The sequence below is a fragment of the Serratia nevei genome (assembly GCF_024160145.1).
Lineage (GTDB): Bacteria > Pseudomonadota > Gammaproteobacteria > Enterobacterales > Enterobacteriaceae > Serratia > Serratia nevei_A.
This window is the reverse complement of record NZ_JAMYWQ010000004.1, coordinates 42,928-68,319: the sequence shown is the minus strand read 5'-3', so window position 1 is coordinate 68,319 and position 25,392 is coordinate 42,928. Positions and strand designations below refer to the sequence as shown.

The 25,392-nt window shown below is 59.3% G+C and carries 26 protein-coding genes; 11 read left to right on the top strand and 15 right to left on the bottom strand.

Annotated elements, in window-relative coordinates:
* The first annotated feature begins 2 nt into the window (after positions 1–2).
* Positions 3–971: a protein translocase subunit SecF gene (gene secF / locus M6G53_RS05015; protein ID WP_253329448.1), complete on the top strand. Its 969-nt coding sequence runs from the start codon at positions 3–5 to the stop codon at positions 969–971.
* A gap of 64 nt (positions 972–1,035) precedes the next feature.
* Here the strand turns inward: secF and M6G53_RS05010 are convergent, their stop codons facing one another.
* On the bottom strand, positions 1,036–1,596 hold the full coding sequence (locus M6G53_RS05010; RefSeq protein ID WP_253329445.1) for a SadB/YajI family lipoprotein: 561 nt from the start codon (positions 1,594–1,596) through the stop codon (positions 1,036–1,038).
* 175 nt (positions 1,597–1,771) lie between these two features.
* On the opposite strand from M6G53_RS05010, the gene nrdR reads away from it, so the two are divergent.
* From nrdR to pgpA, 6 genes are all read left to right on the top strand, one after another.
* Entirely contained in the window at positions 1,772–2,221 is a 450-nt protein-coding gene (gene nrdR / locus M6G53_RS05005; protein ID WP_004940387.1) for a transcriptional regulator NrdR, read from the top strand.
* A 10-nt stretch (positions 2,222–2,231) separates the two neighbouring features.
* Positions 2,232–3,341 carry a bifunctional diaminohydroxyphosphoribosylaminopyrimidine deaminase/5-amino-6-(5-phosphoribosylamino)uracil reductase RibD gene (gene ribD / locus M6G53_RS05000; RefSeq protein ID WP_253329443.1) on the top strand — a complete coding sequence of 370 codons (1,110 nt, stop codon included), beginning with the start codon at positions 2,232–2,234 and terminating at the stop codon, positions 3,339–3,341.
* Positions 3,342–3,448: 107 nt separating this feature from the next.
* Positions 3,449–3,919 (top strand): 6,7-dimethyl-8-ribityllumazine synthase, encoded by a 471-nt coding sequence (gene ribH, locus M6G53_RS04995; protein WP_004940385.1) that lies wholly within the window; start codon positions 3,449–3,451, stop codon positions 3,917–3,919.
* Between the two features lie 20 nt (positions 3,920–3,939).
* Positions 3,940–4,356, top strand: a complete 417-nt coding sequence (gene nusB / locus M6G53_RS04990; protein WP_004940384.1) for a transcription antitermination factor NusB — start codon at positions 3,940–3,942, stop codon at positions 4,354–4,356.
* A gap of 51 nt (positions 4,357–4,407) precedes the next feature.
* Positions 4,408–5,400: a thiamine-phosphate kinase gene (thiL, locus tag M6G53_RS04985; RefSeq protein WP_253329441.1), complete on the top strand. Its 993-nt coding sequence runs from the start codon at positions 4,408–4,410 to the stop codon at positions 5,398–5,400.
* On the top strand, positions 5,393–5,887 hold the full coding sequence (gene pgpA / locus M6G53_RS04980; RefSeq protein ID WP_253329439.1) for a phosphatidylglycerophosphatase A: 495 nt from the start codon (positions 5,393–5,395) through the stop codon (positions 5,885–5,887). Before thiL ends, pgpA begins: the two co-directional genes overlap by 8 nt.
* 32 nt (positions 5,888–5,919) lie before the next feature.
* On the opposite strand, the gene M6G53_RS04975 is transcribed toward pgpA, so the two are convergent.
* From M6G53_RS04975 to xseB, 4 genes are all read right to left on the bottom strand, one after another.
* Positions 5,920–6,894, bottom strand: a complete 975-nt coding sequence (locus M6G53_RS04975) for an aldo/keto reductase (RefSeq protein ID WP_253329437.1) — start codon at positions 6,892–6,894, stop codon at positions 5,920–5,922.
* Between the two features lie 110 nt (positions 6,895–7,004).
* On the bottom strand, positions 7,005–8,870 hold the full coding sequence (gene dxs, locus M6G53_RS04970) for a 1-deoxy-D-xylulose-5-phosphate synthase (protein WP_253329436.1): 1,866 nt from the start codon (positions 8,868–8,870) through the stop codon (positions 7,005–7,007).
* 34 nt (positions 8,871–8,904) lie between these two features.
* The gene (ispA, locus tag M6G53_RS04965; protein WP_253329434.1) at positions 8,905–9,825 is read right to left on the bottom strand and encodes a (2E,6E)-farnesyl diphosphate synthase; all 921 of its coding nucleotides are present in this window, start codon (positions 9,823–9,825) and stop codon (positions 8,905–8,907) included.
* Positions 9,826–9,830: 5 nt separating this feature from the next.
* Entirely contained in the window at positions 9,831–10,094 is a 264-nt protein-coding gene (xseB, locus tag M6G53_RS04960) for an exodeoxyribonuclease VII small subunit (RefSeq protein WP_033642062.1), read from the bottom strand.
* Positions 10,095–10,254: 160 nt separating this feature from the next.
* Between xseB and thiI the strand changes: the two genes are divergently transcribed.
* Complete coding sequence (gene thiI, locus M6G53_RS04955; protein WP_253329432.1) at positions 10,255–11,703, top strand: tRNA uracil 4-sulfurtransferase ThiI; 1,449 nt, start codon at positions 10,255–10,257, stop codon at positions 11,701–11,703.
* Positions 11,704–11,769: 66 nt separating this feature from the next.
* On the opposite strand, the gene yajL is transcribed toward thiI, so the two are convergent.
* Together yajL and panE are read right to left on the bottom strand one after the other, a co-directional pair.
* Positions 11,770–12,360: a protein deglycase YajL gene (gene yajL, locus M6G53_RS04950; RefSeq protein WP_253329430.1), complete on the bottom strand. Its 591-nt coding sequence runs from the start codon at positions 12,358–12,360 to the stop codon at positions 11,770–11,772.
* Positions 12,323–13,234 (bottom strand): 2-dehydropantoate 2-reductase, encoded by a 912-nt coding sequence (gene panE / locus M6G53_RS04945; protein WP_033647309.1) that lies wholly within the window; start codon positions 13,232–13,234, stop codon positions 12,323–12,325. The genes yajL and panE overlap by 38 nt, the downstream gene beginning before the upstream one ends.
* Before the next feature lie 183 nt (positions 13,235–13,417).
* Between panE and M6G53_RS04940 the strand changes: the two genes are divergently transcribed.
* On the top strand, positions 13,418–13,909 hold the full coding sequence (locus tag M6G53_RS04940) for a YajQ family cyclic di-GMP-binding protein (RefSeq protein ID WP_025301759.1): 492 nt from the start codon (positions 13,418–13,420) through the stop codon (positions 13,907–13,909).
* 34 nt (positions 13,910–13,943) lie between these two features.
* On the opposite strand, the gene M6G53_RS04935 is transcribed toward M6G53_RS04940, so the two are convergent.
* The 8 genes from M6G53_RS04935 to M6G53_RS04900 all read right to left on the bottom strand — a co-directional run bounded on the left by M6G53_RS04935 (position 13,944) and on the right by M6G53_RS04900 (position 22,852).
* Positions 13,944–15,308 (bottom strand): MFS transporter, encoded by a 1,365-nt coding sequence (locus M6G53_RS04935; RefSeq protein ID WP_060423360.1) that lies wholly within the window; start codon positions 15,306–15,308, stop codon positions 13,944–13,946.
* A gap of 199 nt (positions 15,309–15,507) precedes the next feature.
* Positions 15,508–16,398 carry a heme o synthase gene (gene cyoE / locus M6G53_RS04930; RefSeq protein WP_015376842.1) on the bottom strand — a complete coding sequence of 297 codons (891 nt, stop codon included), beginning with the start codon at positions 16,396–16,398 and terminating at the stop codon, positions 15,508–15,510.
* A 17-nt stretch (positions 16,399–16,415) separates the two neighbouring features.
* On the bottom strand, positions 16,416–16,754 hold the full coding sequence (locus tag M6G53_RS04925; RefSeq protein ID WP_019454195.1) for a cytochrome o ubiquinol oxidase subunit IV: 339 nt from the start codon (positions 16,752–16,754) through the stop codon (positions 16,416–16,418).
* Positions 16,754–17,368 (bottom strand): cytochrome o ubiquinol oxidase subunit III, encoded by a 615-nt coding sequence (locus tag M6G53_RS04920; protein WP_100396221.1) that lies wholly within the window; start codon positions 17,366–17,368, stop codon positions 16,754–16,756. The genes M6G53_RS04925 and M6G53_RS04920 overlap by 1 nt, the downstream gene beginning before the upstream one ends.
* Complete coding sequence (gene cyoB, locus M6G53_RS04915) at positions 17,358–19,349, bottom strand: cytochrome o ubiquinol oxidase subunit I (RefSeq protein ID WP_033637313.1); 1,992 nt, start codon at positions 19,347–19,349, stop codon at positions 17,358–17,360. The genes M6G53_RS04920 and cyoB overlap by 11 nt, the downstream gene beginning before the upstream one ends.
* Before the next feature lie 3 nt (positions 19,350–19,352).
* Entirely contained in the window at positions 19,353–20,303 is a 951-nt protein-coding gene (gene cyoA / locus M6G53_RS04910; RefSeq protein ID WP_025301763.1) for a cytochrome o ubiquinol oxidase subunit II, read from the bottom strand.
* 440 nt (positions 20,304–20,743) lie between these two features.
* Positions 20,744–22,222, bottom strand: coding sequence for a muropeptide MFS transporter AmpG (gene ampG / locus M6G53_RS04905; protein ID WP_253329428.1), 1,479 nt, complete (start codon positions 22,220–22,222; stop codon positions 20,744–20,746).
* 51 nt (positions 22,223–22,273) lie between these two features.
* Positions 22,274–22,852: a lipoprotein gene (locus tag M6G53_RS04900; RefSeq protein ID WP_253329426.1), complete on the bottom strand. Its 579-nt coding sequence runs from the start codon at positions 22,850–22,852 to the stop codon at positions 22,274–22,276.
* Between the two features lie 314 nt (positions 22,853–23,166).
* On the opposite strand from M6G53_RS04900, the gene bolA reads away from it, so the two are divergent.
* Positions 23,167–23,481: a transcriptional regulator BolA gene (bolA, locus tag M6G53_RS04895; protein ID WP_004940361.1), complete on the top strand. Its 315-nt coding sequence runs from the start codon at positions 23,167–23,169 to the stop codon at positions 23,479–23,481.
* Between the two features lie 367 nt (positions 23,482–23,848).
* On the top strand, positions 23,849–25,153 hold the full coding sequence (gene tig, locus M6G53_RS04890; RefSeq protein WP_197811604.1) for a trigger factor: 1,305 nt from the start codon (positions 23,849–23,851) through the stop codon (positions 25,151–25,153).
* The last annotated feature ends 239 nt before the right edge of the window (positions 25,154–25,392 follow it).

Sequence of the window (25,392 nt, the reverse complement as noted above, 5' to 3'; positions counted from 1 at the left end):
TTGTGGCACAGGATTATACTGTTGAGCAACTCAACTACGGCCGTAAAGTCTACGACTTTATGCGCTGGGACTACGTGGCCTTCGGCATTTCGTTGCTGCTGTTGGTCGCGTCGATCGTCACCATGTCGGTGCGCGGGTTTAACTGGGGTCTGGATTTCACCGGCGGTACGGTGATTGAAATCAATCTGGAGAAACCGGCTAATCTCGATCTGATGCGCGATACGCTGGAAAAGGCCGGGTTCCAGGATCCGATCATCCAGAACTTCGGCAGCAGCCGCGATGTGATGGTGCGTATGCCACCGGCAACCGGCACCGCAGGCCAGGAACTGGGCAACAAGGTGATCGGCGTGATCAACGACTCGGTGGATAAAAACGCCACCGTGAAGCGCATCGAGTTCGTCGGCCCGAGCGTGGGCAGCGAACTGGCGCAAACCGGCGGCATGGCGCTGCTGGTGGCGTTGATCTGTATCCTGATCTACGTTGGTTTCCGCTTCGAATGGCGCCTGGCGCTGGGGGCGGTTATCGCGCTGGCGCACGACGTGATCATCACGCTGGGCGTGCTGTCGCTGTTCCACATCGAGATTGACCTGACCATCGTCGCATCGCTGATGTCGGTTATCGGCTACTCGCTGAACGACAGCATCGTGGTTTCCGACCGTATTCGTGAGAACTTCCGCAAGATCCGCCGCGGCACGCCTTACGAGATCATGAACGTGTCGTTGACCCAGACGCTGAGCCGTACGCTGATGACCTCCGGGACCACCCTGATGGTGGTGCTGATGCTGTACATCTTCGGTGGCGCGATGCTGCAGGGCTTCTCGCTGGCGATGCTGATCGGCGTGTCGATCGGTACCATCTCTTCCATCTACGTCGCGTCCGCGCTGGCGTTGAAGCTGGGGATGAAACGCGAGCACATGCTGCAGCAAAAAGTGGAAAAAGAGGGCGCAGATCAGCCTTCGATTCTGCCTTAACCGCCGCAGTATTCAGCGAAATGAGCAGGAGCGCCAATGGGCGCTCCTTTTTTTGCCTCGGGTTTCAGCGTTGCTGCACCACCGCCGGTTGGGCGGTCGAAACCAGGCTGTGCAGGCGGATATAGCCTAATTGTTCCGGCGTCAGGCCGCTGAAACGTAACTCGAAGTCCTGACCGGGTTTCGGCAGCAGCGAGTCGGCGCTGGCGATCGGTTGCGACAGCGCCTCGGCGGTCAACGGCCGGCCGGTGGCGGCGTCCAGTTGGCCCCATTCCACCACCGCGTTGAACGGCGGCAGCGTGGCCTGCGAGAGGATGCGCACATGCAGCTGCGCCTGCGTGCCGTTGGCTTCGCTCTTGATGTGGCTCAGTGATACGCTCAGTTCGCCGATGCCGCTTTGCAAACGGGCGGCGCTCCGGGCCGCCGGCAGCAGGTAGACGCCGTCGTCGGAGTGCTGATTGAGCTGGTTCTGCCGCTCCAGCGCGCTGGTTTGGTCGGCCAGCACGCTCACTTTCTGGTTCAGCGCGGCGACCTGGTGGCGCAGCTGGGGCACGGCGGCGTTGTGCGCGCAGCCTGCCAGCAGCATGGCGGCGGCGAGCAGGGCAATTTTGGGGTAACAGGTTGTCATAACGGCGATTTCCTATGCTGGATCTCCTGCTATCAGCTTAGCCCGCCCGCCGGCGAAAGTCATATCGGCGCCGGCTTACCGCCGCGTGTCGCAACAAATGGCTGCCGCCCTTTGTTGTGGCTGCACTTCGGGTTAAACTGCATTTATCTATAAAAAACGTTTATCAGGACGTGTTATGCATTGCCCTTTCTGCGCCGCCGTTGATACCAAAGTCATTGATTCCCGCCTGGTGGGGGACGGTTCGCAAGTGCGCCGTCGCCGCCAATGCCTGGTGTGCAATGAACGCTTCACCACCTTCGAGGTGGCCGAGCTGGTGATGCCGCGAGTGATTAAAAGCGATGAGGTGCGCGAGCCGTTCAACGAAGACAAACTGCGTCGCGGCATGCTCAAAGCGCTGGAAAAGCGCCCGGTGAGCTCGGACGACGTGGAAAACGCCCTTAACCATATCAAATCCCAACTGCGCGCCACCGGCGAACGCGAAGTGCCGACCAAACTGGTGGGCAATCTGGTGATGGACGCATTGAAAAAGCTGGATAAGGTCGCCTATATTCGCTTCGCGTCGGTATACCGCAGCTTCGAAGACGTGCGCGAGTTCGGCGAAGAGATCGCCCGCCTGCAAGACTAAAGGATCTTTCATGCATCACGACGAATTTTACATGGCGCGCGCCTTCGAACTGGCGCGGCTGGGGCGTTTCACCACTGCGCCCAATCCGAACGTCGGCTGCGTTATCGTGCGCGACGGCGAAATTGTCGGTGAAGGCTACCATCTGCGCACCGGTGAGCCGCACGCGGAAGTGCACGCGTTGCGCATGGCGGGCGACAAGGCGCGCGGTGCCACCGCCTATGTCACGCTCGAGCCGTGCAGCCATCACGGCCGCACGCCGCCCTGCGCCGATGCGCTGCTGACTGCCGGCGTGACGCGGGTGGTCGCGGCGATGCAAGATCCTAACCCGCAGGTGGCGGGGCGCGGGCTGTACAAGCTGCAGCAGGCCGGCGTCGAGGTGCGGCACGGGCTGATGCTGGCCGAGGCCGAAGCGGTCAATCCGGGCTTCCTCAAGCGCATGCGCACCGGCTTCCCTTACGTGCAGCTGAAGCTGGGCGCGTCGCTGGACGGCCGCACGGCGATGGCTTCCGGCGAGAGCCAGTGGATCACCTCTCCCGAAGCGCGTCAGGACGTGCAGCGCCTGCGCGCGCAGAGCGCCGCCATTCTCAGCACCAGCGCCACCGTGCTGGCGGACGATCCATCGTTGACGGTGCGTTGGGATGAATTGGACGCCGAGACGCAGCGCCTCTATCCGCGCGAGAATCTACGCCAGCCGCTGCGCATCCTGCTAGACAGCCAAAACCGCATTACCCCGCAGCACCGCGTAGTGCAGCAGCCGGGCGCCACCTGGCTGGCGCGCCTGCAGGCGGATGAACAGACCTGGCCGCAAGACGTTGAGCAGTTTATCTGCCCGGCGCACGGCGGCGGCGTCGATTTGGTGGTGATGATGATGCTGTTGGCCAAGCGCCAGGTGAATTCAATCTGGGTGGAGGCGGGCGCATCGCTGGCCGGCGCGCTGCTGCAGGCCGGCCTGGTGGATGAGCTCATTTTGTACGTCGCGCCAAAACTGTTGGGCGATAATGGCCGTGGCCTGTGCCACCTGCCGGGCCTGGAACGGTTGGCCGACGCGCCGGAATTCGTCTTTAGCGACGTGCGGCAGGTCGGCCCCGATCTGCGTTTGCGCCTGCGGGCGAAACACTGAATCGCGCGCCTGCGCGCCGGTTTTACAAAAGCGCCGCGCAGGCGATGAAAGAATATGATAGAATCCGCCCCCCTGCGGGGTATTGAACCCATTTTTAAGGAAAGCCCATGAAAGTTATCGAAGGTGTTGTTGCTACTCCAAATGCCCGTGTGGCGATCGCAATTGCACGTTTTAACAATTTCATCAACGACAGCCTGCTGGAAGGCGCCATCGACGCGCTGAAACGCATTGGTCAGGTTGCTGACGACAACATCACCGTTGTCTGGGTTCCGGGCGCTTACGAGCTGCCGCTGACGGCGAGCGTATTGGCCAAAACCGGCAAATACGACGCGGTTATCGCGCTGGGCACCGTTATCCGTGGGGGCACCGCGCACTTCGAATACGTGGCGGGCGAAGCCAGCTCCGGCATCGGCAACGTTGCGATGAATGCCGAAATCCCGGTTGCTTTTGGCGTGCTGACCACCGAAAGCATCGAGCAGGCGATCGAACGCGCCGGCACCAAAGCGGGCAACAAGGGCGCTGAAGCCGCGCTGACCGCACTTGAAATGATTAATGTTATCAAAGCTATTAAAGCCTGAATTTAGTTAAGGGGAATTCCGTGAAACCTGCTGCTCGTCGCCGCGCTCGTGAGTGCGCTGTTCAAGCGCTTTACTCTTGGCAGTTGTCTAAAAACGACCTTGCCGATGTTGAACACCAGTTCCTGACGGAGCAGGATGTCAAAGATGTTGACGTCGCCTATTTTCGCGAATTGCTGTCCGGCGCGGCAGTGAATGCAGGTATGCTGGACGAACTGATGGCGCCGTACCTGTCGCGTCAGCTCGAAGAGCTGGGCCAGGTGGAGCGCGCGGTGCTGCGCGTCGCGCTGTTTGAACTGAAAATGCGCGAGGATGTCCCTTACAAGGTGGCGATCAACGAAGCGATTGAACTGGCGAAAACCTTCGGCGCGGAAGACAGCCACAAGTTTGTGAACGGGGTGCTGGATAAAGTGGCGCCAACCCTTCGCAAGAAAAAGTAAAACATTAAGGCCGGCATCCCCGGCCTTAATTTCTTCTAGTGGAATATCGATATGGCATGCGGCGAATTTGACCTCATTGCCCGCTATTTTGACCGGTTTAAGCGCGTGCGCCGGGATGTACAGTTGGGCATTGGAGATGACTGCGCACTGCTGGCAGTGCCGGAAAAACAGCTGGTGGCCGTCAGTACCGATACGTTGGTGGCGGGCATTCACTTCCTGCCGGACATCGATCCGGCCGATCTCGGCTATAAGGCGCTGGCGGTCAATCTGAGCGATCTGGCGGCGATGGGCGCCGATCCGGCCTGGCTCTCGCTGGCGCTGACCCTGCCGGAGGTGAACGAACCCTGGCTGAAGGCCTTCAGCGACAGCCTGTTCGATCAGCTCAACTATTACGGCATGCAGCTGATCGGCGGCGATACCACGCGCGGGCCGCTGAGCATGACCTTGACCATTCAGGGGCTGATCCCGGCCGGCCGGGCGCTGACCCGCAGCGGCGCGCGCATCGGCGACTGGATCTATGTGACCGGCACGCTGGGCGACAGCGCCGCCGGTCTGGCGATCCTGCAGGATCGCCTGGCGGTGACGGAGACGGCGGCGCGCGATTATTTGATCGCTCGGCATCTGCGGCCGCAGCCGCGGGTGCTGCAGGGGCAGGCGCTGCGCGATCTGGCCAGCTCGGTGATCGACATCTCCGACGGCCTGATTTCCGATTTGAAGCACATCCTGAAGGCCAGCGAGTGCGGCGCGCGCATCGTGCTGGACGAGCTGCCGATGTCGCAGGCGCTGAGCAGCCACGCCGATGCCGAGCAGGCGCTGCGTTGGGCGCTGGCGGGCGGCGAAGATTACGAGCTGTGCTTCACCGTGCCGGAGATCAACCGCGGCGCGTTGGAAGTGGCGCTGAGCCACCTGGGGGCCGACTACACCTGCATCGGCCAGATTGGCCCGCTGTCTGAAGGCATCCGCTATTATCGCAACGACGAAGCGGTAGAGCTGGATTGGGTTGGGTTCGATCATTTCAACGCGGAGCCGGGCACCCATGGATGAAGCCAAGCGCCGGCTGCGGATGAGCAATCCGTGGCACCTGCTGGCCACCGGGTTTGGCAGCGGTTTGTCGCCGGTGATGCCGGGCACCATGGGATCGCTGGCGGCGATCCCATTCTGGCTGCTGCTGATCCAGCTACCGTGGCAGCTCTACTCGCTGGCGGTGATGTTCAGCATTTGCATCGGCGTCTATATTTGCCACCGCACGGCAAGAGACATGAAGGTGCACGATCACGGCAGCATTGTTTGGGACGAGTTCGTCGGCATGTGGATCACGCTGATGGCGCTGCCGGTCAACGACTGGCGCTGGGTTGCCGCCGGTTTCGTCATCTTCCGCATTCTGGATATGTGGAAACCGTGGCCGATCCGCTGGTTCGACCGCAACGTGCATGGCGGTATGGGCATCATGGTCGACGATATCATCGCCGGCGTGCTGTCCGCCGGCATCATCTACCTGATTGGGCACCACTGGCCGATCGGGCTGTTCTGACAGACGGGCGCGCTGTTTCGCGCCCGCTTCTCTTATTCAAATCCCGTCACCCGATGCGGCACGTAGGCCGCCTCCAGCTCCGCGACCTCTTGCGGCGACAAACTCAAATCGACCGCGGCGATGGCGTCAGCCAGCTGCTCGCTGCGTGAAGCGCCGACGATCGGCGCGCTGACCGCCGGCTTGTTCAGCAGCCAGGCCAGCGCGATCTGTGCGCGCGAAACGCCGCGTTCGTCGGCAAGGCCGGCAACGCGCTCGGCGATAATGGCGTCGATGCCTTCAGTTTCCTCGTACAGGCTCTTGCCGAACTGGTCTGAAACCAGCCGCGCGGTGGTTTCGCCCCAGGGGCGGGTCAGGCGGCCGCGGGCCAGCGGGCTCCACGGCAGCACGGCGATGCCTTCGGCGGCGCACAGCGGGTGCATTTCGCGTTCTTCTTCGCGTTGGATCAGGTTGTATTGATCCTGCATGCTGACGAAGCGCGTCCAGCCGTGCAGATCGGCGGTATACAGCGCCTTGGCGAACTGCCAGGCGTACATCGAGGAGGCACCGATGTAACGCGCCTTACCGGCTTTCACCACGTCGTGCAGCGCTTCCAGCGTCTCTTCCAGCGGCGTTTCATAATCCCAGCGGTGGATCTGCAGCAAATCGACATAGTCGGTGCCCAGGCGCCGCAGGCTGTCGTCGATGGACTGCATGATCTTGGCACGCGACAAGCCGCGTTCCAGGTTGCTCAGCGGGAAATAGACCTTGGTGGCGATCACCACCTCTTCGCGGCGCGCATAGTCGCGCAGCGCCCGGCCGAGGATCTCCTCGCTGCTGCCGTCGGAATAGCTGTTGGCGGTGTCGAAAAAGTTGATGCCGGCTTCCAGCGCCTGTTTCAGCAGCGGGCGGCTGCTCTCTTCAGGTAGCGTCCAGGCGTGATTGCCGCGGTTCGGTTCGCCGTAGGTCATGCAACCCAGGCAGATGCGTGAGACGTTAAGATCGGTGTTGCCCAGTTTCAGGTACTTCATGCTTGCCTCCCATTCACAGCTCAGACAGTAACTGTAGCGTGGATCCCGGAGGGCGGAAACGAAAACGCCTCCGAAGGCGGAGGCGTTTTGTCTGGCGCGAGTGGCGATGATTACTGCGCCAGCCAGGTTTCGACTTGGCGCTGAATGCCGGCGGCGTTCAACCCCAGATCGGCGCGCAGTTCTTCCTGGGTGCCCTGCGAGACGAAGCTGTCCGGCAGGCCGAGGTTCAGCACCGGCACCGGACGGCGTTTGGCCATCAGCAGTTCGTTGACGCCGCTGCCGGCGCCGCCCATGACCGCGTTCTCTTCCAGCGTGACCAGCGTTTCATGGCTGGCGGCCAGTTCAAGCACCAACTGCTCGTCCAGCGGCTTGACGAAGCGCATGTCGACCAGCGTGGCGTTGAGCGCTTCCGCCGCTTGCGCGGCCTCCGGCAGCAGGGTGCCGAAGTTGAGAATGGCGATCTTTTCCCCCTGGCGGCGCACCACGCCTTTGCCGATCGGCAGCAGGCTGAGCGGCTCCAGCGCCGCGCCGGTGCCGCTGCCGCGCGGATAGCGCACGGCGCTCGGGCCGGCATTGTAGTGATAGCCGGTATACAGCATCTGGCGGCATTCGTTCTCGTCGCTCGGCGTCATGATCACCATGGTCGGGATGCAGCGCATAAACGACAGATCGAACGCCCCCTGGTGGGTCTGGCCGTCGGCGCCGACGATGCCGCCGCGATCGATGGCGAACATCACCGGCAGCTTTTGGATCGCCACGTCGTGGATCAGCTGATCGTAGGCGCGCTGCAGGAAGGTGGAATAGATCGCCACCACCGGCTTGTAGCCGCCGATCGCCAGCCCGGCGGCGAAGGTGACCGCGTGCTGCTCGGCGATCGCCACGTCGAAATATTGTTGCGGGTAGTCGCGGGAGAACTGCACCATGCCGGAGCCTTCGCGCATCGCCGGCGTGATCGCCATCAGCGAGCTGTCCTTGGCGGCGGTTTCACACAGCCAGTCGCCGAAGATTTTCGAATAGGTCGGCAGACCGCCGGCGCTTTTCGGCAGCGTACCGCTGGCAGGATCGAACTTCGGTACGGCGTGGAAGCTGATCGGGTCCTTCTCCGCCGGCGCGTAACCACGGCCTTTCTTGGTCATGATGTGCAACAGCTGCGGGCCTTTCAGATCGCGCATGTTCTTCAACGTGGCAACCAGCCCCTGCACGTCGTGCCCGTCTACCGGACCGATGTAGTTAAAGCCCAGCTCTTCGAACAGCGTGCCCGGCACCACCATGCCTTTCAGGTGCTCTTCGGTGCGTTTCACCAGCTCCTTGATCGGCGGTACGCCGGCCAGCACTTTCTTGCCGCCTTCGCGCAGGGTGGAGTAAAGCTTGCCGGACAGCAGCTGCGCCAGGTGATTGTTCAGCGCGCCGACGTTTTCCGAGATCGACATCTCATTGTCGTTCAGCACCACCAGCATGTCCGGGTTGATGTCGCCGGCGTGGTTCATCGCTTCGAACGCCATACCGGCGGTGATGGCGCCGTCGCCGATCACGCACACCGTGCGGCGGCCTTTGCCTTCACGCTCCGCCGCCACCGCCATGCCGAGGCCGGCGCTGATCGAGGTCGACGAGTGGCCGACCGACAACACGTCGTATTCGCTTTCGGCGCGCCACGGGAACGGATGCAGGCCGTCTTTTTGCCGAATGGTGGCGATGCGGTCGCGGCGGCCGGTCAGAATTTTGTGCGGGTAGGCCTGGTGGCCGACGTCCCACACCAGGCGATCGAACGGCGTGTTGTAGACGAAATGCAACGCCACCGTCAGTTCGACGGTACCCAGCCCGGAGGCAAAGTGGCCGCTGGAGCGACTGACGCTGTTCAGCAGATATTGCCGCAGCTCATCGCACAGCTTCGGCAAGCTCTCTTTGGGCAGTGAGCGGAGTTCCTCGGGGTTTTCCGCTAGCGCCAGGGTTGGGTATTTGGCTATATCAAGACTCATTCGATACTCATATCAGAGGAGTTAACGTCACACGTTAATTGTCGCGTTCAATAATGAAGCTGGCTAACGCTCGCAATGGCGCTGTGTTATAAGATTGCGCTGCCAAAGTGTCTAATGCAGCTAATGCTTCCTGATAGAGATCCCACGCTTTTGCTTTCGCGCTGTCAAGCCCGAGCAACGCCGGGTAGGTACTCTTTCCGTGTTGTTGGTCCGCGCCCTGGCGCTTGCCGATTTTTTCAGTCTCGCCGACAACGTCCAAAATGTCATCCTGCACCTGGAACGCCAGGCCAACCGCAGCGGCGTAACGATCCAGCTGCGGCAGCGCCGCTCGCCCGGCTTCGCCGGCGCTCAGCGCGCCCAGGCGCACCGCTGCCCGGATCAGCGCGCCGGTTTTATGGCGGTGGATCTGCTCCAGCGCCTGCAGGTCGACGTGCTTGCCTTCGGCCTCCAGATCCAGCGATTGGCCGCCGCACATGCCGGCTACACCGCTGGCGGCTGCCAGTTCGGAGATCATCGCCAGCCGATCGCGTAGCGCCACGTCGGGCATTTCGGCATCGGCCAGGATCGAAAACGCCAGCGTTTGCAGCGCATCGCCGGCCAGGATCGCGTTGGCTTCGCCGAATTTAATGTGGCAGGTCGGCTGGCCGCGGCGCAGATCGTCGTCGTCCATCGCCGGCAGATCGTCGTGGATCAGCGAGTAGGCGTGAATGCATTCCACCGCCGCTGCCGGCGCGTCCAGGTTGGCCAGCGACACGCCGAACATCTGGCCGGTGGTGTATACCAGGAACGGGCGCAGGCGCTTGCCGCCCAGTAAGGCGCCGTGACGCATCGCCGCCACCATGTTGCCGTCGTTGAACGGCAGCGGGGCGATGAAGTCCAGCAGCGCGCGATCGGCGCGCTGGCGGAAAATCTGCAGTTGATCGGCAAAAGCGGCCGATGGGGCGATCTCAGACATGTCGGTTACTCGGTATCCGGTGTGAAAGGCGCCAGCGCCGCATCGTCGGCGCTGTCGTTAAGGAGTATCTGCACACGCTGTTCCGCCTGTTGCAGTTTCTGCTGGCCCTGACGCGCCAGCTGCACGCCGCGTTCGAACTCGTTCAGCGCGTCTTCCAGCGGCAGTTCGCCCGACTCCAGACGCGTCACGATGCTTTCCAGCTCGCCGAGGGCGCTTTCAAAGCTGGCAGTTTGCTCTGTACTGGCTGATTGTGCTGGTTTTTTCGGCATAATTTTCTTTTTACGTCATCATGTGAACCGTGGCACCAGAGCCTATCCTAGCGGATCTTGATTAGCAAATCATGGCGCTCATGTGTGGTTTTGTGCGCAGAGCACGGCGATATGGTGATATACTCCGCGCCGTAATTCTTATCTGACAACAAAGACCGCCATGAAGTTTATCATTAAATTGTTCCCGGAAATCACCATCAAGAGCCAATCTGTGCGCTTGCGCTTTATCAAGATTCTCTCGACCAATATTCGCAACGTCCTGAAGCAGTATGATGAAACGCTGGCGGTCGTCCGTCACTGGGATCATATCGAAGTTCGCGCCAAAGATGAAAACCAGCGGCCGATCATTGCCGACGCCCTGACGCGCATTCCCGGCATCCACCATGTTCTGGAAGTGGAAGATCGCGCTTACACCGACATCCACCACATCTTCGAGCAGACGCTGGAAGCCTACCGCGCCCAGCTGGAAGGCAAAACCTTCTGCGTGCGCGTCAAGCGCCGCGGCAAGCAGGCGTTCAACTCGCAGGACGTGGAGCGCTACGTCGGCGGCGGCTTGAACCAACACATCGAAAGCGCGCGCGTTAACCTTACCCGCCCGCAGGTTACGGTCAACCTGGAGATCGAAGACGACAAGCTGATGCTGGTCAAACGCCGTCTCGAAGGCATCGGCGGTTATCCGGTCGGCACCCAGGAAGACGTCATGTCGCTGATTTCCGGTGGTTTCGACTCGGGCGTGTCCAGCTACATGCTGATGCGCCGCGGCTGCCGCGTGCACTTCTGCTTCTTCAATCTGGGCGGCGCCGCGCACGAGATCGGCGTGAAGCAGGTGGCGCACTATCTGTGGAATCGCTTCGCCAGCTCGCACAAGGTGCGCTTCGTCGCCATCGACTTCGAGCCGGTGGTGGGTGAGATCCTGGAGAAGGTCGACGACGGCCAGATGGGCGTGGTGCTCAAGCGCATGATGGTGCGAGCCGCTTCGCAAGTGGCCGAACGCTACGGCGTGCAGGCGCTGGTGACCGGCGAGGCGCTGGGGCAGGTCTCCAGCCAGACGCTGACCAACCTGCGTTTGATCGACAATGCGTCCGATACCCTGATCCTGCGTCCGCTGATCTCGCACGATAAAGAGCACATCATCAAACTGGCGCGCGAAATCGGCACCGAAGACTTCGCCAAAACCATGCCGGAATACTGCGGCGTGATTTCGAAGAGCCCGACGGTGAAAGCCGTCAAGGCCAAGATCGAAGAGGAAGAGAGCCACTTCGATTTCAGCATTCTTGACCGGGTGGTGAGCGAGGCGAAGAACGTCGATATTCGCTCTATCGCCGAGCAGGCGCAGGAGCAGGTAACCGAGGTGGAAACCGTCGCGGCCTTCGGCGCCGACGAGGTGATCCTGGATATCCGCTCCAACGACGAGCAGGAAGAGAAGCCGCTGCAGCTGGAACAGGTTGAAGTGAAAGCGCTGCCGTTCTACAAGCTGAGCACCCAGTTCGGCGATCTGGACCAGAGCAAAACCTACCTGCTGTACTGCGAGCGCGGCGTGATGAGCCGCCTGCAGGCGCTGTACCTGCTGGAGCAGGGCTTCAGCAACGTGAAGGTTTATCGCCCGTAACGCGCGAAGCGCCATCAACGACAAGGGCTGAACCGGTGTTCAGCCCTTTTTTTATCGGCACGCCGCTCAGTCGCGGAAATCGTACATCCCCGGGATCAGCACCAGCTGCGCGGCGATCTCCGCCGCTTTGGCCTTGCCGAGCAGCAGGTCTATCAGCTTCAGCGCGAACTCCATCGCGGTGCCCGGCCCCTGGCTGGTGAGCAGGTTGACGCGGGCGTCGTACACCACGCGGCGCTCCATCCATTTATCCGCCGGTATCCGGTCTTTCAGGCCAGGGAAGCCGGTCATGTTGCCGACCGGGAACAGATCGTGGTGCTGCAGCACCAGCGCCGGCGCCGCGCAGATGGCGGCGACGATGTTGCCCTGCAGATGCATCTGTCGCACCTTTTCCACCAGCAGCGGGCTGTCGCGGAAGCATTCCGCGCCTTTCAGGCCGCCGGGCAGCACGATGGCGTCGAAAGGTTCATCGACGATCGCCACCAGCGGCGCGTCGGCCAGCAGCTTGACGCCGCGCGAACAGACGATAGTCAGCTCGCCGTCGCCGGCGACGCTGGCGGTAGTGACTTTTACGCCCGCCCGCACCAGCAGATCGATGGTGGTGACGGCTTCGGTTTCTTCGCTACCAGGTGCCAGGCAGACCAGCGCCGATACGCTCATATTCATTTTCCTTTCGTTTAATCAGTTCAAACAGCCGCGCATTCTCCGGCAGCGTAAGGCCGTGGCTGCGCGCACGGCGCAGCAGGTAGCCGGTGATGTAGTCTATCTCGGTGTGCCGCTGGCTGCGGATATCCTGCAGCATCGATGAAACGTTGTCGGCGGTGCTGTGGATCACGTCCATCACGTATTGCATCAGACCTTCGCAGGAGGTGTGGTAGCCCTCCATCGCCATCACGCTGGCGACTTCACGGCACAGCGTTTCGATCTGCTCGGGGTAGCGCTGCAGATCGCCGTTACGGCAGCCGTAGAGCGCCGTTAGCGGGTTGATCACGCAGTTGACCGCCAGCTTACGCCAGTTGGCCGAGGCGATGTTGTTGTGCCAGGCAACGTCGGGCAGGGCCTGATGCAGCACTTCCGCCAGGTGGCTGAGGTGCTGGGCGGCCGGCGAGGTCGGGCCGATGTGGGTGATGCCGGTGGCGACGTGGATAATGGTGCTGCCTTCGTGGCGCGCGGCGTGGGTGGTGGTGCCCTGCAGGATCGGCTGGCCGTTCGGCGGCAGCTCCTCTTGGGTGCCCATGCCGTTGTGCAGCAGCAAAATGGCGCACTGGGGGTTCAGCTTCGGCAGCAGCGCGCTGACCGCGCTGGACACCTGCCAGGCTTTCAGCGTCACCAGCAGCAGCTCGCTTTGCGCAAGATGCTCCGGATCGTTGGTGGGCAAGTTGCGATTAAACGAGACGCCTTCCGGCTCTATCACGTTCACCGCGCAGAAAGGCTGCGGCACTCTTAGCCACCCCTGTACATCGTGGCCCTGCTGATACAGCCGGGAGAGCCACAGTTGTCCGAGCGCGCCGCAACCAAGAATGGTTATTTTCATTCCAGTCTCCTTGGAAACACGGGAATACCGCTCAATTACCGTGAATTAACTATAGGCTTTATGGCAGCCCGAAGCGCTATCCCTGCGTGCGTTCAGCAGATTTTGTCTGAGGCGGCAAAGCGGTTATCATGCTCGGCATCAAAATCGCCTAAGCTATTAGGCACTCATTCAGGAGGAAGAAGTATGCCATCTTTCGACATTGTTTCCGAAATTGATATGCAGGAAGTACGTAACGCCGTTGAGAACGCCACCCGCGATCTCGGCACCCGCTGGGATTTTCGCAACGTGCCGGCCAGCTTTGAGCTAAACGAGAAAGACCAAAGCATCAAGGTTGCCACCGAGTCCGATTTCCAGGTGCAGCAGCTGCTCGACATTCTGCGCGAAAAGCTGAGCAAGCGCAGCATCGACGGCGCCGCGCTGGAGATCCCGGAAGAGTTTACCCACAGCGGTAAAACCTACAGCGTGGAAGCCAAGCTGAAGCAGGGGATTGAAACCTCTGTGGCGAAGAAAATCGTCAAGCTGATCAAAGACAGCAAGCTGAAGGTGCAGGCGCAGATCCAGGGCGAAGAAGTGCGGGTGACCGGCAAGTCACGCGATGATTTGCAGAGCGTGATGGCGCTGGTGCGCGGCGGCGATCTGGGGCAGCCGTTCCAGTTCAAGAACTTCCGCGATTAATCTCTACAGGGCCGGCATTGCCGGCCCTGATTCTTTACAGCGAATTGACCAGCGCTTCCAGCTGACCGCGATTGGTCTGCTTGGTATCCACCTTGACGTAGGCGCTGCGTTCTTCCGGCACCACGATCGCCTCGGCCACGCCGGGCTGCGCCTTCAGGCGGCTTTCCAGCGCCGAATCCTTCACTGCCAGTTCCGACAGCGTAATGCGCAGGCTGCTGACATACGGCGGCTCTTTCATGGTGCTGCTGACCAGGAACCAGAGCGCGGCCAACACGGCACCGGCGATAAACACCAGCCCTGCGCCCTGCAAACCGTACAGCCAGCCGCCGAGGCTGCCGCCGATCGCCACGCCGATAAACTGGCTGGTGGAGTAGACCCCCATTGCGGTGCCTTTGTAGCCGGCCGGCGATTCTTTGCTGATCAGCGAAGGCAGAATGGCTTCCATCACGTTGAAGGCCATGAAGAACAGCTGCACGCCGGCGATGATGCCCCACAGGTGCGCGCCGGAGAGCCACAGCAGCACTTCGGCGCAGAACAGCACCGCCACGCAACCCATAAAGACCTGCTTCATGCGGCGATATTTTTCGGCATAGATAATGAAGGGCACCACGGCGGCGAACGACACCAGCATGGTGACCAGGTAGACGATCCAGTGCTCGCTGGCCGCCAGCCCGGCTTTTTCCATCGCCAGCGGCAGCGCCACGAAGCTCGACATCAGCAGGATATGCAGGCACATGATGCCGAAGTTGAGCTTCAGCAGGCGCGAGTTGCTCAACACCTTGCGGAAGCTGCCGCGCACGATGCTGGACTCGCGGTTCAGCAGGTGTGTGTCGGCGGAAGGCACTACCGCCAGGGTGATGACAATGCCGGCCAGCGCCAGTACGGCGATCATCCAAAACAGCGCATGCAGGCCGAAGGCGTGGGTGATGATAGGGCCCAATACCATGGCGATGGCAAAGGTGATGCCGAAGCTGACGCCGATAAACGCCATCGCCTTGGTGCGGTTCTGCTCGCGGGTCAGATCGGAGAGCAGCGCCATGACCGCGGCGGCGATCGCGCCGGAGCCTTGCAGCGCGCGGCCGAGGATCACGCCCCAGATCGAGTCGGTCGCGGCGGCGATCACGCTGCCGAGGGCAAAGATCAGCAGGCCGCCGACGATCAGCGGCTTGCGGCCGATGCGATCGGACACCAGACCGAACGGGATTTGAAACACCGCTTGCGCCAGGCCGTAGATGCCGATGGCGATGCCGATCAGCGCTTCGCTGGCGCCGTTGAGCGCCATGCCGTAGGTAGTCAGCACCGGCAGTACCATAAACATGCCGAGCATGCGCAGGGAGAATACGGTGCCCAATCCCCAGGTGGCGCGGCGCTCCTGCGGGGTCATTGAATTATCGTTCACATCAAACCTCGGTAAAAACCATGCCATCAGACGTTGAGACAGCGCCTGATGGCATGATTTCTGTAAAGCTGCGTCATTTTAGTGTGCAGGGCAGGGGGGGGTAAATCGAATGTTGTTTAACAGATATTACAGTTTGGCCGCTTTTCGGCGTGACAAATAAAATGGGCCGCAAAAGCGGCCCATTTACAGATGATTTGGCTTACCAAACGTAGGTCACCAGCGCTTCAGGCGCCGCCGTGGCGCTGAAGTCTATCGACATCATCACGCTCAGCGAGGTGATGGCGACGATGGAGAACACGAACAGTTTACGCGCCCAGACGCTGTCGTTCTCGGTCTTGTAACCGCGCAGCGCCATGCCGAGCCACCATACGCTCACCGCCGCAGCGACGATCAGGTATTTGTAGCCGGCATAACCGACCAGGGTCAGCATCAGCGTGGCGATCATAAATGCCAGGATGTAGACCGTGATGTGGTTCTTGGCGACGGAAATGCCTTTCACCACCGGCAGGACCGGAATGTTGGCCGCCTGGTAATCTTTAAAGCGGAAGATAGCGATCGCATAAGAATGCGGCATCTGCCACAGGCTAAAGATAGCCAGCAGGATCAATGCGCCGGCGTCGAACTCGTTGGTCACCGCGCAGTAGCCGATAACCGGCGGCGCGGCGCCTGACAGGCTGCCGATCAGCGTGCCGTAGACCGAGTGGCGTTTCATGTACAGGCTGTAAACGCCGACATAAACCACGAAGCCCATCACCGCCAGCCACATGGCCAGCGGGTTGGCCGCGATATACAGCAACGCGAAGCCCGCAATACCCAACACGGTCGCATAAACCAGGGTGACACTCGGCGCGATCAGGCCTTTTACCAGCACCCGATTCTTCGTTCTCTCCATTTTCTTGTCGATGTCGCGGTCGATGTAGTTGTTAAACACACAGCCCGACGCGACCACCAACGAGACACCCACCAGGGTGGCGAGAAACAGGGGATAGTCGATGCTCCCTTTGGAAGCGAGCAGGAATCCCCCAACGACAGAAATTAAATTGCCGAAAATAATTCCTGGTTTAGTGACTTGCAGGTATTGCTTAATCATCACGTGCAGCTCAGCTCTTAATCGACCATCATATTGATGTTGAGGTTGTACATAATCCAGAGTGAACCTACAACAACGATACCGATGATCATAGCGGTGAACAGCAATGCCACCAGGTTCCAGCGCTCTTCCGATGAGGTGTTCATGTGCAGGAAGTAAACCAGGTGAACAATCACCTGGATAACCGCCATACCGACAACAACCGCCAGGATGGTGGAATGAGAGGCAGTGCCGTTCATTACCATCGCAAATGGAATTACCGTCAGGATGATCGACAGGATAAAGCCGACCAGGTATGACTTCACGCTGCCGTGGCTTGCGCCGCCGTGAGAGGTTTCATGGGATGAATGGCTCATTACATAACCCCCAGCAGGTAGACAACGGTAAATACGCAGATCCAGACCACGTCCAGGAAGTGCCAGAACAGGCTCAGGCACATCAGGCGGGTTTTGTTGGTCGCGGTCAGGCCGAACTTGCTCACCTGAATCATCATCACGATGATCCAAATCAGGCCGGAAGTTACGTGCAGACCGTGGGTGCCGACCAGCGCGAAGAAGCTGGACAGGAACGCGCTGCGATCCGGACCGAAGCCTTCGGCGATCAGGTGATGGAATTCATAGATTTCCATCGCCACGAAGCCCAGACCAAACAGGAAGGTCAGGAACAGCCAGGTGTTTACACCGCCAACTTTACCCTTGTTCATGGCGATCATCGCCATGCCGTAGGTGATTGAGCTGAACAACAGCAGGAAAGTTTCGACCAGGACAAACTTCAGGTCGAAGATGTCTTTGCCTGAGGGACCGCCCGCGGTCCCGTTCACCAGAACTGCATAAGTCGCGAACAAGCTCGCAAACAAAATACAGTCGCTCATCAGGTAGATCCAGAATCCGAAGACCTTGGTTCCACCCGCGTCGTGGTGCCCATGCTCTGCATGGGCTGCGTTATGATTGGTCAGAGTTTCAGTTGACATGGTTCACGCCTGCTTTACGGATTTGTTCGTAGTGTTGGTTCTCAATGCGCTCGATTTCATCAACCTGCACATAGTAGTCAACATCGTGATCGAAGCTCTTGCCGATCCAGACAACGATCATACCGATGAAGCCGGCCAGAGCCATCCACCAGATTTCCCAAATCATTGCGAAACCGAAGACCAGGCTGAAGAAGGCGATGATAACGCCGGCGCCGGTGTTCTTAGGCATATGAATCGGTTCGTATTTAGCCGGTTTCTTATACGCTTCGCCTTTTTCTTTCATATCCCAGAATTCATCACGGTCATGAATCTGCGGCACTACGGCAAAGTTATAGAACGGCGGTGGAGACGAAGTTGACCACTCCAGAGTACGAGCGCCCCATGGGTCACCGGTCAGATCGCGGTTCTGTTCGCGGTCACGGATACTGACGAAGATCTGGATCAGCTGGCACAGGATGCCGCAGGCGATCAGCGCCGCACCGCCGGCTGCAACCAGCAGCAGAGGGTGGAACTCAGGGTTGATGTTCTGGCTGATACGACGGGTCATGCCCATAAAGCCCAATGCGTACAGCGGCATGAAGGCGGTGAAGAAGCCGATGATCCAGAACCAGAACGCGCGGATGCCCCATTTTTCGTTCAGCGTGAAGCCGAAGGATTTCGGGAACCAGTAGGTCAGGCCCGCGAAGCAACCGAACACCACGCCGCCGATGATGACGTTGTGGAAGTGGGCGATCAGGAACAGGCTGTTGTGCAGCACGAAGTTCGCGCCCGGCACCGCCAGCAGAACGCCGGTCATACCACCCACGGAGAAGGTGATGATGAAGCCAACGGTCCACAGCATCGCGGAGTTGAGTTTGATACGGCCCTGATACATGGTGAACAGCCAGTTGAAGATTTTCACCCCGGTCGGGATGGAAATGATCATGGTGGCGATACCGAAGAAGGCGTTAACGTTCGCGCCGGACCCCATGGTGAAGAAGTGGTGCAGCCAGACGATGAACGACAGAACGGTGATCGCGATGGTTGCCCATACCAGTGAGGTATAGCCGAACAGGCGTTTTCTGGAGAAGGTCGCGGTGACTTCGGAGAACACGCCGAACACCGGCAGAACCAGGATATACACCTCTGGGTGACCCCAGGCCCAAATCAGGTTGATGTACATCATCATGTTGCCGCCCATATCATTGGTGAAGAAATGGGTGCCCAGATAGCGATCCAGGGTCAGCAGCGCGATGGTGACGGTCAGAATTGGGAAAGAAACGATGATCAGGACGTTAGTACACAGCGCCGCCCAGGTGAACACCGGCATCTTCATCATAGGCATGCCAGGGGCACGCATCTTCAGAATGGTGGCGAAGAAGTTCACGCCGGTCAGCAGGGTACCCAGACCAGAAATCTGCAGACTCCAGATCCAGTAATCGACCCCGACGCCAGGACTGTACTCTTTACCCGACAGCGGCGGATATGCCAGCCAACCGGTCTGAGCGAACTCACCGACCCCCAGGGAGATGTTGATCAGCACCACGCCCACCACGAAGAACCAGAAGCTCAGGGAGTTCAGGAACGGGAAGGCGACGTCGCGCGCACCGATTTGCAGCGGCACCACGACGTTCATCAGGCCGACCACGAAAGGCATCGCCATGAAGAAGATCATGATAACGCCGTGCGCGGTGAAGATCTGGTCGTAGTGGTGCGGCGGCAGGAACCCGGCTTCGCCGGCGGACGCCAACGCCTGCTGGCTACGCATCATGATGGCGTCGGCGAAGCCGCGCAGCAGCATGACCATCGCCACGATGATGTACATGATACCAATTTTTTTATGGTCGACCGAAGTCAGCCATTCGCTCCACAGCCACTTCCATTTGCCGAAATATGTCAGCAGCGCCAGCACTGCCAGGCCCCCGACAATAATTGCGGCTACGGTGACCATGATGATCGGTTCGTGGTACGGAACCGCATCAAGTGTTAATTTTCCCAACATCAGTTATTCCTCGGCTCCGGCGTGAGCAGCATGTTCACCCATGTCCATACCTTGGCTCATGTCCATGCCTTCGTGCGCGCCAGCGCCCTTGTGCATATCCATGTCGCCCATGAATTTGGCAATTGTTTCTTTGAACAAATTCGGTTTGACAGCGGCAAAGTACTCAACCGGGTTGTTTTCACTCGGCTCTGCCAGTTTGTTAAAGTCGTCGGTGGTGTTCAGGTTTTTAGACGATGCCTTCACCTTGGCCACCCACTGATCGAAGTCGCCTTCGGTCGGGGTAACGATCGCGGTGAATTTCATACCGGAGAAGCCTGCGCCGCTGTAGCTGCTGGAGATGCCCTTGTAGGCACCGGCTTCGTTGCCGATCAGGTGCAGTTTGGTCTGCATGCCGGCCATCGCATAAATCTGTCCACCCAACTGCGGGATAAAGAACGAGTTCATTACCGAGTTAGAGGTGATCTTGAATTCGACTGGAACATCTTTCGGGAAAGCCAGCTCATTAACGGTCGCAATACCTTGTTCCGGGTAGATGAACAGCCATTTCCAGTCGAGCGACACCACTTCGATCGTCATCGGCTTCTTGTCGGTGACAATCGGCTTGAACGGGTCGAGTTCGTGGGTAGTCTTCCAGGTAATGGTGCCAAGGATGGCGATGATAATGATAGGAATGGTCCAGACGACCGCTTCGATCTTGTTGGAGTGGGCCCAGTTCGGACTGTACTTGGCGTCTTTGTTGGAAGCGCGATACTTCCAGGCAAAGGCGAACGCCATGAAGATAACTGGCACCACCACGATCAACATCAACGCGATTGCAGTGATAATCAGTGTCCGTTGCTCAACACCAATTGCTCCTTTGGGATTCATCAAAACCATATCGCAACCACTGAGCAATACAGTGGCTGCGATTAATGACAGCATCCCAATACTTTTATTGTATTTCTTAAGTCTCATCTAACGACCTCAATAACAAAGGCTCAATTGTCGTTTCATGTGTGCGGGCATTTTACGGGAAGGTTGCAGTACTGTAAACATGCTTAAGGGAGTGTCAGCGGCTTGTTGACACTTTCTGTTAAGGGGGTCACAGATGTAACCCTGCGTGACAATTTACCAATGACAACAACGCGTTGGCACGCTGAATCGTGACGAGCAGCCCGTATGTTAAGGAAAACTAAAGGTATGATGAATGTGGCGAAGAAATGCGCGGCGGGGAAATACGCAGAAAAAGTTTATTTAATGTAAAATAATTGTGTCTTAAAGGTGAATTTAATTTTATTTCCGAGTGCGGTAGTCGGATAAAAAAATAATTTCCGCGCCGATTATCTTTTTTTAACGAAATAAATATACCCGCGGATCGCTTTTTTTTCGGCCGGCGAAATCGCCGGCCGGTCAGATTATGCCAAACGGGTGCGGCGCAGGGCCAGGTAATCCAGCGTGCTGCCCATTGCAACGCCGAGCAGGCTCAGCGCGGCGCCAACCTGCAACAGACGATCGGCCAACAGCGGCGCCTGCGTCCAGTCCAGCGCATTGGCGATCAGCAGCAGCAGCCACAGGCCCAGCAGCGAACAGCCCAGCGTCAGCAGGCGCAGCGCCCAGCGGTAAGATCCTGAAAACTCGGTGCGCGGCATAAAGTCGCCATGCTGCTGGGTGTGTTCCAGCGTCTGGCGGCAGATGCCGAGCAGCAGCAAACCGGGCAGGGCGGCGGCGATCGAGAACAGGTAGAACAGCGGCCAACCGTTCGCTTCGACGAACCAGCCGGCGATTGGGCCGACATAGACGCGCCCCACGGCGGACAGCGCCGACAGCAGCGCGAACTGGGTGGCGGAGAACGACCGGTTGCACAGCGTCATCAGCAGCGCCACGAAGGCCGCGGTGCCCATGCCGCCGCACAGGTTTTCGAGGAAGATGGCGCTGCCCATGGTGAGCAGGCTCTTGTCGGTCACCGCCAGGATCCAATACCCGAGGTTGGAGACCGCCTGCAACACGCCGAACAGCATCAGCGCGCGGAACAGGGTGAGACGCTGCATCAGCACGCCGCCGAACAGGGCGCCGACGATGGTGGCGAACAGGCCGAGGGTTTTGTTGACCAGCCCGACTTCGCCGGCGTCGAACCCCACGCCGCGGATCAGGAAGGTGGTGCTCAGGCTGCCGGCGAAGGCGTCGCCCATTTTGTACATTACGATCAGCAGCAGGATCAGCCAGGCGTTGTTGCGGCCGAAGAAATCACGCAGCGGCGCGACGACCGCCTGTTCCATGGTGCGCGGCGCCGGGATGCTCTCGTCCGGCTCCGGCGCCAGCAGCGTGGCGGCCACGCCGATCAGCATCAATCCGGCCATCAGCCAGTAGGTGGCCTGCCAACCGAAATAACGATCCGCCAGCCACAGCGCCAGGCCGCCGGAAACCAGCATCGCCAGCCGGTAACCCAGCACCGAGATCGCCGCGCCTGCGCCGCGCTCTTCGGCTTTCAGCAGGTCGGTTTTATAGGCGTCGAACACGATATCCTGCGAAGCGGAGCAGAACGCCACCAGCACCGCCAACGCCGCCAGCCACCACAGGTGCTGCGCGGGTTGCATAAAGCCCATCGCCACGATCGCCACGACCAGCAGCAGCTGGCTGATCAGCAGCCAACCGCGCCGCCGCCCGAGGAACGGCGGGGTATAGCGATCCATGAACGGCGACCAGAGGAATTTGAAGACGTAGGCCTGGCCCACCAGCGAGAAGATGCCGATGGTTTTCAGATCGATATTTTCGACGGTCATCCAGGCTTGCAGCGTGCCGGAGGTCAATGCCAGCGGCAGACCCGACGCGAAGCCCAGCAGCAGCAGAATGGCGGAGTTACGCTGGGTGAAGATGTTCAGATAGTGTTTCGACATAAGTTCCCTGTCTGTGCCGCCCGACCCGCCGGGCGGCACAAGGCGCGGCGATTAGCGCGCGTTTTGCTTGATGAAGTCGTTGACGCTGGTGTCCTGTGCCATGTCGGCGATCACGTCACCCAGCACGGAGTTGACGGCATCGGTGATCTTCTCGTTGGTGGCCGTGAAGGCGCCCTGCACGTTATACGTCGAGCGGTAATTCTTCACCTGCTTGTTGCCGTTCTTGGCCTGGGCGATGATCGAAATGTCGGCTTTGGTGGTGATGTTGTAGCGCAGGTTGCCCTCGGCGACGTCCGCATACAGGTTATTGACGACGATCTGCAGCGCGACCGGGCCGTCGGCGCCAATCATGTAGCCGCGAGCGCCCATCTGTTTCTCCAGCACTTCCTGCAGCAGGAAACGCAGGTCGCGCGATGGCGTCAGCGTGACCAGCTGGCCGTCGCGGTTCACCTTGGCCAGCGCCTGATCGCTGCGCTGATCCGCGCCGTTGATGCTGACGGTGATGCCTTGCAGGGTAGGATCCTGCTGCGGCAGAACGATTTTCGGCGTGACGTTGAGGGTGTTGCTGCTGGTCGCACAACCGGCCAGCAGCAGTGCGGCCAGTAAAGGAAGACAAAGTTTCTTTAACATGTTTTCTGTCTCATTCTCGATGGATTTAGCAATAATCAGAGCGGGATAGCCGACGATAAATTGCCGACATCATAGCATCGCCGCCGTGCGGTGGAAGCGCGGAAGGCGCCTGAGTGACAAATTTTTACCTGCCGTTGATAAAAACACGCTTTTTTGGCCCGCTCAATCGGATAATCCCCCAAGCGGCGGGGAGAGCGCTCATCCTCTGACCGCAGAAAAGAGAAATTTGTCCCGGCGATGGTCTAAACGGGGGAAAACCGGCTAATATTGAACTAGATGGGCACGGTCCTCTGCCGGTGTTGTAAGGAGATCCTATGATTCGCGAGCAAATAGAAGCAAAGTTAAGGGCGGCGTTTGAGCCCGCGTATCTGGAAGTCGTTGATGAAAGCTATCGTCATAACGTTCCGGCGGGTTCAGAAAGTCATTTCAAAGTGGTATTGGTCAGCGATCGCTTCGTCGGCGAACGTTTTTTGACGCGCCACCGCTCCATCTACGGCGTGCTGTCGGAGGAGCTGGCCGATGGCGTACACGCGCTGGCGCTGCACACCTATACGCTCAAAGAGTGGGAAGGGCTGCAGGATACCGTGCCGGCCTCGCCGCCGTGCCGCGGCGCCGGGACGCTGGCCTGAGGGGGAAATTTTCAGGTATCAGTGGAACTTTGCCCTTGAATTAGGGTATTACTACTGACGAATTTTGAAACGGCCTGCGGGCCGTTTCTGTTTTTGACGACGACACGGCCGACGCGCAAGGTGGCCAACGTTCGGTCTGTTTTGGCGGCCTTTTGGCGATCGAATCGGCAAAAGTGTGAGTTTTAGCGCGCCTGCGCCGCCTAGCTTTCCTCGACTCGCCATGCATGCGCCGCTATAATGTCGCGTCTTATTTTTCCGGAATGGTTTCGGGACGCTTCTGTCATCAGGGAACTCGGTTCTTATTTGTAGCCGTCCTGGTTCTTGGAACGGAGTTGACCGAGCACTGTGATTTTTTTGAGGTAACAAGATGCAAGTTTCAGTAGAAACCACTCAAGGCCTTGGGCGCCGTCTCTCTATTACTGTACCGGCTGATACTATCAAGCAGGCGGTGAAGAAAGAGCTGATCAACGCAGCGAAAAGCGTGCGTATCGACGGCTTCCGCAAAGGCAAAGTGCCGATGAACATCGTGGAACAGCGTTACGGCGCCTCTGTTCGTCAGGACGTGCTGGGCGAAGCGATGCAGCGCAGCTTCGTTGACGCGATCATCAAAGAAAAGATTAATCCGGCCGGCGCACCAAACTACGTGCCGGGCGAGTACAAAGAAGGTGAAGACTTCACTTTCGCCGTTGAATTCGAAGTGTATCCAGACGTTGAGCTGAAAGGCCTGGAAAACATCGAAGTTGAAAAACCTGTGGTTGAAGTGAACGACGAAGACGTCGACGCGATGCTGGACACTCTGCGCAAGCAGCAGGCGACCTGGAAAGAAACCGATCGCGCAGCGGAAGCTGAAGATCGCGTGACCGTTGACTTCACCGGTTCTATCGACGGCGAAGAGTTCGAAGGCGGCAAAGCGTCCGACTTCGTACTGGCAATGGGCCAAGGCCGCATGATCCCAGGCTTCGAAGAAGGTCTGGTCGGTCACAAAGCGGGTGAAGAGTTCTCCATCGACGTGAACTTCCCTGAAGATTACCACGCGGAAAACCTGAAGGGTAAAGCGGCCAAATTCGCTATCGTGCTGAAGAAAGTTGAAGAGCGCGAGCTGCCGGAACTGACCGAAGAGTTCATCAAGCGTTTCGGCGTGGCGGACGGTTCCGTTGCCGGCCTGCGCACCGAAGTTCGCAAGAACATGGAGCGCGAGCTGAAAGGCGCCGTGCGTAACCGCATCAAGTCTCAGGCGATCGACGGCCTGGTGAGCGCGAACGAAATCGACGTGCCTGCTGCCTTGATCGACGGCGAAATCGACGTGCTGCGTCGTCAGGCTGCACAGCGCTTCGGCGGCAACGAGAAGCAAGCGCTGGAACTGCCGCGCGAGCTGTTCGAAGAGCAAGCGAAACGCCGCGTCGTGGTTGGCCTGCTGCTGGGCGAAGTGATCAGCACCAACGATCTGAAAGCTGACGAAGACCGCGTGAAGACGCTGATCGAAGAAATGGCTTCTGCCTACGAAGATCCGAGCGAAGTCATCGAGTTCTACAGCAAAAACAAAGAGCTGATGAACAACATGCGCAACGTGGCTCTGGAAGAGCAAGCGGTTGAAGCCCTGCTGGCAAAAGCGAAAGTGACTGAAAAAGCCACTACCTTCAGCGAGCTGATGAACCAGACTCAACAGGCGTAATGCCAGCGTGCCGGGCGCGATGAACGGCGCCCCCGGTTTCGCCTGGCGAACCGGCGCACGATGAAAAAGCCCGCAACCTGAGGTTGCGGGCTTTTCTTTTTGCCACGTTGCTGATTAATCTCAGGTTAAGCGGGGCAATATGCACTATATTTACCCTGTTGCCTGGGGAACTGGCTGGCATGATAACGGTCAGAATAACGGCATCCTTTCCGGCGCGTGGAGAAAATCGACTTCTGGGC